This window comes from Pseudomonas sp. P108 (assembly GCF_032613195.1).
GTDB lineage: Bacteria > Pseudomonadota > Gammaproteobacteria > Pseudomonadales > Pseudomonadaceae > Aquipseudomonas.
Map to the genome: position 1 here is coordinate 5964710 of NZ_CP126691.1, position 7791 is coordinate 5972500.

Annotated in this window: 4 protein-coding genes, 6 tRNA genes and 3 rRNA genes (1 of these 13 running past the window's edge); all 13 read right to left on the reverse strand. The window is 52.1% G+C overall.

What is annotated here, in order from left to right; genetic code table 11:
• Window positions 1-2: 2 nt before the first annotated feature.
• Window positions 3-78, reverse strand: a tRNA-Trp gene (locus QOM10_RS26395).
• A gap of 53 nt (window positions 79-131) precedes the next feature.
• Window positions 132-1325, reverse strand: coding sequence for an elongation factor Tu (gene tuf, locus QOM10_RS26400; protein ID WP_064361246.1), 1194 nt, complete (start codon window positions 1323-1325; stop codon window positions 132-134).
• A gap of 85 nt (window positions 1326-1410) precedes the next feature.
• Window positions 1411-1486: transfer RNA gene (locus tag QOM10_RS26405), tRNA-Thr, on the reverse strand.
• Window positions 1487-1511: 25 nt separating this feature from the next.
• A tRNA-Gly gene (locus tag QOM10_RS26410) sits at window positions 1512-1585 on the reverse strand.
• 25 nt (window positions 1586-1610) lie between these two features.
• Window positions 1611-1695, reverse strand: a tRNA-Tyr gene (locus tag QOM10_RS26415).
• A gap of 143 nt (window positions 1696-1838) precedes the next feature.
• Complete coding sequence (locus QOM10_RS26420) at window positions 1839-2270, reverse strand: hypothetical protein (protein ID WP_150776696.1); 432 nt, start codon at window positions 2268-2270, stop codon at window positions 1839-1841.
• A 7-nt stretch (window positions 2271-2277) separates the two neighbouring features.
• Window positions 2278-3030, reverse strand: coding sequence for a pantothenate kinase (locus QOM10_RS26425; RefSeq protein WP_160042054.1), 753 nt, complete (start codon window positions 3028-3030; stop codon window positions 2278-2280).
• A complete protein-coding gene (gene birA, locus QOM10_RS26430) occupies window positions 3020-3973 on the reverse strand; it encodes a bifunctional biotin--[acetyl-CoA-carboxylase] ligase/biotin operon repressor BirA (RefSeq protein WP_150751788.1) in 954 nt (317 codons plus the stop codon). Before birA ends, QOM10_RS26425 begins: the two co-directional genes overlap by 11 nt.
• A gap of 132 nt (window positions 3974-4105) precedes the next feature.
• Window positions 4106-4221, reverse strand: a 5S ribosomal RNA gene (rrf, locus tag QOM10_RS26435).
• A gap of 149 nt (window positions 4222-4370) precedes the next feature.
• Window positions 4371-7264: ribosomal RNA gene (locus QOM10_RS26440) — 23S ribosomal RNA — on the reverse strand.
• Between the two features lie 234 nt (window positions 7265-7498).
• Window positions 7499-7574, reverse strand: a tRNA-Ala gene (locus tag QOM10_RS26445).
• A gap of 10 nt (window positions 7575-7584) precedes the next feature.
• Window positions 7585-7661 (reverse strand) — tRNA-Ile (locus QOM10_RS26450).
• Window positions 7662-7784: 123 nt separating this feature from the next.
• A 16S ribosomal RNA gene (locus tag QOM10_RS26455) occupies window positions 7785-7791 on the reverse strand (it continues 1530 nt past the right edge of the window).
• The 16S, 23S and 5S rRNA genes sit together here with 2 tRNA genes alongside, the layout of an rRNA operon.

The following is a 7791-nucleotide window of genomic DNA, read 5'->3' on the forward strand; positions in this document are numbered from 1 at the left end:
TCTGGCAGGTCAGGAGGGAATCGAACCCCCAACCTACGGTTTTGGAGACCGTCGCTCTGCCAATTGAGCTACTGACCTAAAACAAAATCAGGCCGACCATTATGCCGGCCCGAAAAATACATTACAACCACTTACTCGATGATTTTAGCTACGACGCCAGCGCCGACGGTACGACCGCCTTCACGGATAGCGAAACGCAGACCGTCTTCCATCGCGATGGTTTTGATCAGGGTAACAGTCATCTGAATGTTGTCACCTGGCATTACCATTTCAACGCCTTCTGGCAGCTCGCAGTTACCAGTCACGTCAGTAGTACGGAAGTAGAACTGTGGACGGTAGCCTTTGAAGAACGGAGTGTGACGACCGCCTTCTTCCTTGCTCAGAACGTAAACTTCTGCAGTGAACTTGGTGTGCGGCTTAACCGAACCCGGCTTAACCAGAACCTGACCACGCTCAACGTCGTCACGCTTGGTACCACGCAGCAGAACGCCGCAGTTCTCGCCAGCACGACCTTCGTCGAGCAGCTTGCGGAACATTTCAACACCGGTGCAAGTAGTAACAGTGGTGTCACGCAGACCAACGATTTCCAGCGGATCCTGAACGCGAACGATACCGCGCTCGATACGACCAGTCACAACAGTACCGCGACCCGAGATCGAGAATACGTCTTCGATTGGCATCAGGAACGGCTTGTCGATCATACGAACTGGTTCTGGGATGTAGGCATCCAGAGTCTCTACCAGCTTCTTGACAGCGGTAGTGCCCATTTCGTTGTCGTCTTTGCCTTCCAGCGCCATACGAGCCGAACCGATGATGATTGGAGTGTCATCGCCCGGGAAGTCGTAGGTGGACAGCAGGTCGCGAACTTCCATCTCAACCAGTTCCAGCAGCTCAGCGTCGTCTACCAGGTCGGCCTTGTTCAGGAAAACCACGATGTACGGAACGCCTACCTGACGGGACAGCAGGATGTGCTCACGGGTTTGTGGCATCGGACCATCAGCGGCCGAGCAAACCAGAATAGCGCCGTCCATTTGAGCAGCACCGGTGATCATGTTCTTCACATAGTCAGCGTGACCTGGGCAGTCAACGTGAGCGTAGTGACGGATCTTCGAGTTGTACTCAACGTGTGCGGTGTTGATGGTGATACCGCGAGCTTTTTCTTCTGGCGCGCTGTCGATCTTGTCGAAGTCAACGATTGCGGAACCGAAAACTTCGGAGCAAACGCGAGTCAGAGCAGCAGTCAGAGTGGTTTTACCGTGGTCAACGTGACCAATGGTCCCAACGTTGACGTGGGGCAGGGAACGATCAAATTTTTCCTTAGCCATCGATATCACCCTCAACAGAAGAAATTAGACAAACAATATCAACCATTAAAACAAAGGCAGATATTTTCATATCTGCCTTGTTATATGGAGCTCTTGAGCGGATTTGAACCGCTGACCTCACCCTTACCAAGGGTGTGCTCTACCAACTGAGCTACAAGAGCGAAACACTTGCACAACCTGCAAACTTGGAGCGGGTAGCGGGAATCGAACCCGCATCATCAGCTTGGAAGGCTGAGGTTCTACCACTAAACTATACCCGCGGAGCCTGCAGCTCACGCTTAAATCTGGTGGAGGGAGAAGGATTCGAACCTTCGAAGTCGTAGACGTCAGATTTACAGTCTGATCCCTTTGGCCGCTCGGGAACCCCTCCTAATCAGGCCGGCATTCTATACTATGCCAAGCCCCTGTCAAGCATTTTCTCATTTAAAAACCTGAGGTTAGCTGCGTTGACGTCGCTTCACTTTGAATCCCTGTTTAGGTCTTCACTGTGGAGCGGGCGCCATTCTATGCAAACTATTCAGCAGGTGCAACCCCCTCACACAGCATTATTTTATGTTTTAACTCATTGAATTCCTTGGAAAGGTTTTGCAACTGGGCGTCCCCTAGCAAACGCTGGCTCTGAGGCGCGACAGACAACCAATAACCAGCCCCGGGAGCATCCTTCGACGAAGTTTTCACATCGACACCCATTTCAGCCAACCGCTGTCGAAGGGCGGAAATCGATTCTTCCCGGGAAAAGCCACCAAGGAAAAGGCACTCTTGCCGCCGAGCCCCCTGCACCTCCCGAACATCGCCCTTCGTTTCACTGAGCAAGCGAATGTCTTGCTGGGAACCTCGATACAAACTAAGAGGCGTCACGTCCTTCGCCCGCAAGGGCGCCTCCTGCTGATGCCAGACATAATAGAAACCATTAAGAACAAGGAGCAGGAGAAACAACCAACGCATACAAACCTCAGGAAAAAGGACACGCCATAGCCAAGCCCACAAACACGAGGTCGGGTACGACTCGGGCCTCAGGCGCGACATCTGCGACCAAAACAGCATCACCGCCAGTTATAAAGACTGCGAAATCTTTCCCCCAGTAGGAACTCGCCATTTCCAGTTGAGTCAGCACAAAACCTCGCAACATTAACGAGCACCCACGCTCCACCGCCTCAACAGTGCTCCGCCCAGGCGCATTGCTGGACAGCGCGCGTTCAGCCGCCAGGTCGCCATAGCGAATCTTGCGGGTATGAGTACGCAACTGATTTCGCATCAACGGCATCCCCGGGCAAATAAAGCCGCCCAGATGCTCGCCATCAGCGGCAATAAAATCAGCAGTTACCGCCGTACCGAAATCGAGTACCAGGCAAGCGCTGCCCGATGCCAGATGAAACCCGCCAAGCATGGCCAACCATCTATCGAGCCCGAGACGCTCGTAGTCTTCATAACCATTTTTGACACCAGACATTTCACGAGCGGACTCAGCGCACACAACCGAAATACCGAACTCCCGCTCGATCGCGCCGATCAATGCATCAGTTTCCTCTGCAGTCCTGACACTCACCAGGCGACACTTGCGCAGCACAAGCCCATCAAGAGATCTCAAACTGTCAAGCAACGCCAGATCAGAGTCGACAACCCCTTCAGAAAAGAGAGCGTCGGACGCAGCCTTCAGTACTCGCCATTTAATAAAGCTGTTCCCGCAGTCGAGCTCAAGAATCATCACGCAACCTCAGACTGAGCTCACCACCACTAAAGACTTTTTCCACGCCACTCACCTTCAGGCGCAGAGCACCCTGACTATCTATTCCGAGCACCACGCCATCTACCTGACTCGAACCCGCAATCAATGATACAGGCCGATCCTGCCACAGGTGATTGGCCTCCCATTCTGCCTGGAGAACCGAGAAGCCATCCGCCTGATGACGCTGGATGTAAGCACTTAACTGCTCACTCAGCTCAACCACCAAAGCATTACGATCACTGCTCTTGCCTGACTCAAGCCGGATAGAGGTCCATTGCTGGTCAACCTCATCAGCAAGCTGCATATTCACGTTGATACCAATACCCAACACCACGTGGCAAACATCTGCCGGATCTCCAACGAGCTCCAGGAGAATGCCGGCGATTTTCTTGTTACCTACCAAGACATCGTTGGGCCACTTCAATCCGGCACTTGGCACACCAAAATTTCGCAGAGCCTGCAAGACAGCCAACCCCACGACAAGACTCAAGCCCTCGAGCTGGCGCATTCCGCCATCAATACGCAGGACAAGGCTGTAATAAAGATTTTCAGCGAACGGACTCACCCATTTGCGACCTCTTCGCCCACGCCCGGAGACTTGCCGTTCTGCGAGCACCAAAAAGGGGGCCAAACTACCTTGGCCGATCGCGCGCAAAGCCTCAGCGTTTGTCGAGTCGACCGAATCCAGAACGGTCACCGGCCAGCTTGGCGCCATTGCAGATATAGTCAGAGAGTCGAGCAGCATCAATGGTGCAGCCAGTTGATAGCCCCGCCCCCGAACTTTATGAATGGATAAGCCAAGATCAGCCTCCAGATGCTGAAGCTGCTTCCATACCGCACTTCGACTTATTCCCAGGGCAGCGCCCAGATCCTGACCAGAATGGAATCGACCATCCTTCAGAAGGTTCAACAACGTCAGCATGCAGGTCTCGCCTCACAATGAGGCCCGAATAATAGCCATGCCCCGGGCCGTTGCATAGAAATCAAGCAGATACATTTCCTGCGGGCAAAACAAAACCCCAACTGCTTTCGCAATTGGGGTTTCGGAATTTAATCTTGACGATGACCTACTCTCACATGGGGAAACCCCACACTACCATCGGCGATGCATCGTTTCACTGCTGAGTTCGGGATGGGATCAGGTGGTTCCAACGCTCTATGGTCGTCAAGAAATTCGGGTACTGAGTCGTGGCCTTGCGGCCTCGCTTCAGCAAATTGGGTATGTGACAGCTAGGTGTTTTGTGAACATCGAACTTTCGGTTCGTTTCGTCTTCACACACCGCAATCTGGCCTTTCGACGCAAATTGCTTGGGTGTTATATGGTCAAGCCTCACGGGCAATTAGTATTGGTTAGCTCAACGCCTCACAGCGCTTACACACCCAACCTATCAACGTCGTAGTCTTCGACGGCCCTTCAGGGAACTCAAGGTTCCAGTGAGATCTCATCTTGAGGCAAGTTTCCCGCTTAGATGCTTTCAGCGGTTATCTTTCCCGAACATAGCTACCCGGCAATGCCACTGGCGTGACAACCGGAACACCAGAGGTTCGTCCACTCCGGTCCTCTCGTACTAGGAGCAGCCCCTCTCAAATCTCAAACGTCCACGGCAGATAGGGACCGAACTGTCTCACGACGTTCTAAACCCAGCTCGCGTACCACTTTAAATGGCGAACAGCCATACCCTTGGGACCGGCTTCAGCCCCAGGATGTGATGAGCCGACATCGAGGTGCCAAACACCGCCGTCGATATGAACTCTTGGGCGGTATCAGCCTGTTATCCCCGGAGTACCTTTTATCCGTTGAGCGATGGCCCTTCCATACAGAACCACCGGATCACTAAGACCTACTTTCGTACCTGCTCGACGTGTCTGTCTCGCAGTCAAGCGCGCTTTTGCCTTTATACTCTACGACCGATTTCCGACCGGTCTGAGCGCACCTTCGTACTCCTCCGTTACTCTTTAGGAGGAGACCGCCCCAGTCAAACTACCCACCATACACTGTCCTCGATCCGGATAACGGACCTGAGTTAGAACCTCAAAGTTGCCAGGGTGGTATTTCAAGGATGGCTCCACGCGAACTGGCGTCCACGCTTCAAAGCCTCCCACCTATCCTACACAAGCAAATTCAAAGTCCAGTGCAAAGCTATAGTAAAGGTTCACGGGGTCTTTCCGTCTAGCCGCGGATACACTGCATCTTCACAGCGATTTCAATTTCACTGAGTCTCGGGTGGAGACAGCGCCGCCATCGTTACGCCATTCGTGCAGGTCGGAACTTACCCGACAAGGAATTTCGCTACCTTAGGACCGTTATAGTTACGGCCGCCGTTTACCGGGGCTTCGATCAAGAGCTTCGCGTTAGCTAACCCCATCAATTAACCTTCCGGCACCGGGCAGGCGTCACACCCTATACGTCCACTTTCGTGTTTGCAGAGTGCTGTGTTTTTAATAAACAGTCGCAGCGGCCTGGTATCTTCGACCGGCATGAGCTTACGGAGCAAGTCCTTCACCCTCACCGGCGCACCTTCTCCCGAAGTTACGGTGCCATTTTGCCTAGTTCCTTCACCCGAGTTCTCTCAAGCGCCTTGGTATTCTCTACCCAACCACCTGTGTCGGTTTGGGGTACGGTTCCTGGTTACCTGAAGCTTAGAAGCTTTTCTTGGAAGCATGGCATCAACCACTTCGTGTTCTAAAAGAACACTCGTCATCAGCTCTCGGCCTTAAGATCCCGGATTTACCTAAGATCTCAGCCTACCACCTTAAACTTGGACAACCAACGCCAAGCTGGCCTAGCCTTCTCCGTCCCTCCATCGCAATAACCAGAAGTACAGGAATATTAACCTGTTTTCCATCGACTACGCTTTTCAGCCTCGCCTTAGGGACCGACTAACCCTGCGTCGATTAACGTTGCGCAGGAAACCTTGGTCTTTCGGCGTGGGTGTTTTTCACACCCATTGTCGTTACTCATGTCAGCATTCGCACTTCTGATACCTCCAGCAAGCTTCTCAACTCACCTTCACAGGCTTACAGAACGCTCCTCTACCGCATCACCCGAAGGTGATACCCGTAGCTTCGGTGTATGGTTTGAGCCCCGTTACATCTTCCGCGCAGGCCGACTCGACTAGTGAGCTATTACGCTTTCTTTAAAGGGTGGCTGCTTCTAAGCCAACCTCCTAGCTGTCTAAGCCTTCCCACATCGTTTCCCACTTAACCATAACTTTGGGACCTTAGCTGACGGTCTGGGTTGTTTCCCTTTTCACGACGGACGTTAGCACCCGCCGTGTGTCTCCCATGCTCGGCACTTGTAGGTATTCGGAGTTTGCATCGGTTTGGTAAGTCGGGATGACCCCCTAGCCGAAACAGTGCTCTACCCCCTACAGTGATACATGAGGCGCTACCTAAATAGCTTTCGAGGAGAACCAGCTATCTCCGAGCTTGATTAGCCTTTCACTCCGATCCACAGGTCATCCGCTAACTTTTCAACGGTAGTCGGTTCGGTCCTCCAGTTAGTGTTACCCAACCTTCAACCTGCCCATGGATAGATCGCCCGGTTTCGGGTCTATTCCCAGCGACTAGACGCCCTATTAAGACTCGCTTTCGCTACGCCTCCCCTATTCGGTTAAGCTCGCCACTGAAAATAAGTCGCTGACCCATTATACAAAAGGTACGCAGTCACAGAACAAAGTCTGCTCCCACTGCTTGTACGCATACGGTTTCAGGATCTATTTCACTCCCCTCTCCGGGGTTCTTTTCGCCTTTCCCTCACGGTACTAGTTCACTATCGGTCAGTCAGTAGTATTTAGCCTTGGAGGATGGTCCCCCCATATTCAGACAAAGTTTCTCGTGCTCCGTCCTACTCGATTTCATGACCAAGAGATTTTCGCGTACAGGGCTATCACCCACTATGGCCGCACTTTCCAGAGCGTTCCGCTAATCTCAAAGCCACTTAAGGGCTAGTCCCCGTTCGCTCGCCACTACTAAGGGAATCTCGGTTGATTTCTTTTCCTCAGGGTACTTAGATGTTTCAGTTCCCCTGGTTCGCCTCTTGCACCTATGTATTCAGTACAAGATAACCATCTTATGATGGCTGGGTTCCCCCATTCAGACATCTCCGGATCAAAGTCTGTTTGCCGACTCCCCGAAGCTTTTCGCAGGCTACCACGTCTTTCATCGCCTCTGACTGCCAAGGCATCCACCGTATGCGCTTCTTCACTTGACCATATAACCCCAAGCAATCTGGTTATACTGTGAAGACGACATTCGCCGAAAATTCGAATTTCTCAATTAAGAGAACTCACAAATTTTACCTTAGCCTGATCCGTTACCAGTGAAAGTAACGTTCAGTCTATCTTTCTATCACATACCCAAATTTTTAAAGAACGATCTAATCAAAAGACTAGAAATCAATATTCTCAATGGAATACTCATTTCTAAGCTTTCAGAAGCAGTTATATGGTGGAGCCAAACGGGATCGAACCGTTGACCTCCTGCGTGCAAGGCAGGCGCTCTCCCAGCTGAGCTATGGCCCCATAACAAAATTGGTGGGTCTGGGCAGATTCGAACTGCCGACCTCACCCTTATCAGGGGTGCGCTCTAACCAACTGAGCTACAGACCCAATTTCGAGCGCGTAACTGTTAGCTTGGAGCTATCAGCTTGGAGCTTAAAGCTGCTTCTATCGTCTTCTTCAATGAATCAAGCAATTCGTGTGGGAACTTATGGAGCAGCTGATGTCGTCGATTAAGGAG

Bases quoted from the DNA above. Each gene is read 5' to 3' on its own strand.
- birA (WP_150751788.1), bottom strand. From the start codon at position 3,973: ATGCTGACGTTGTTGAACCTTCTGAAGGATGGTCGATTCCATTCTGGT.
- tuf (WP_064361246.1), bottom strand. From the start codon at position 1,325: ATGGCTAAGGAAAAATTTGATCGTTCCCTGCCCCACGTCAACGTTGGG.
- QOM10_RS26425 (WP_160042054.1), bottom strand. From the start codon at position 3,030: ATGATTCTTGAGCTCGACTGCGGGAACAGCTTTATTAAATGGCGAGTA.
- QOM10_RS26420 (WP_150776696.1), bottom strand. From the start codon at position 2,270: ATGCGTTGGTTGTTTCTCCTGCTCCTTGTTCTTAATGGTTTCTATTAT.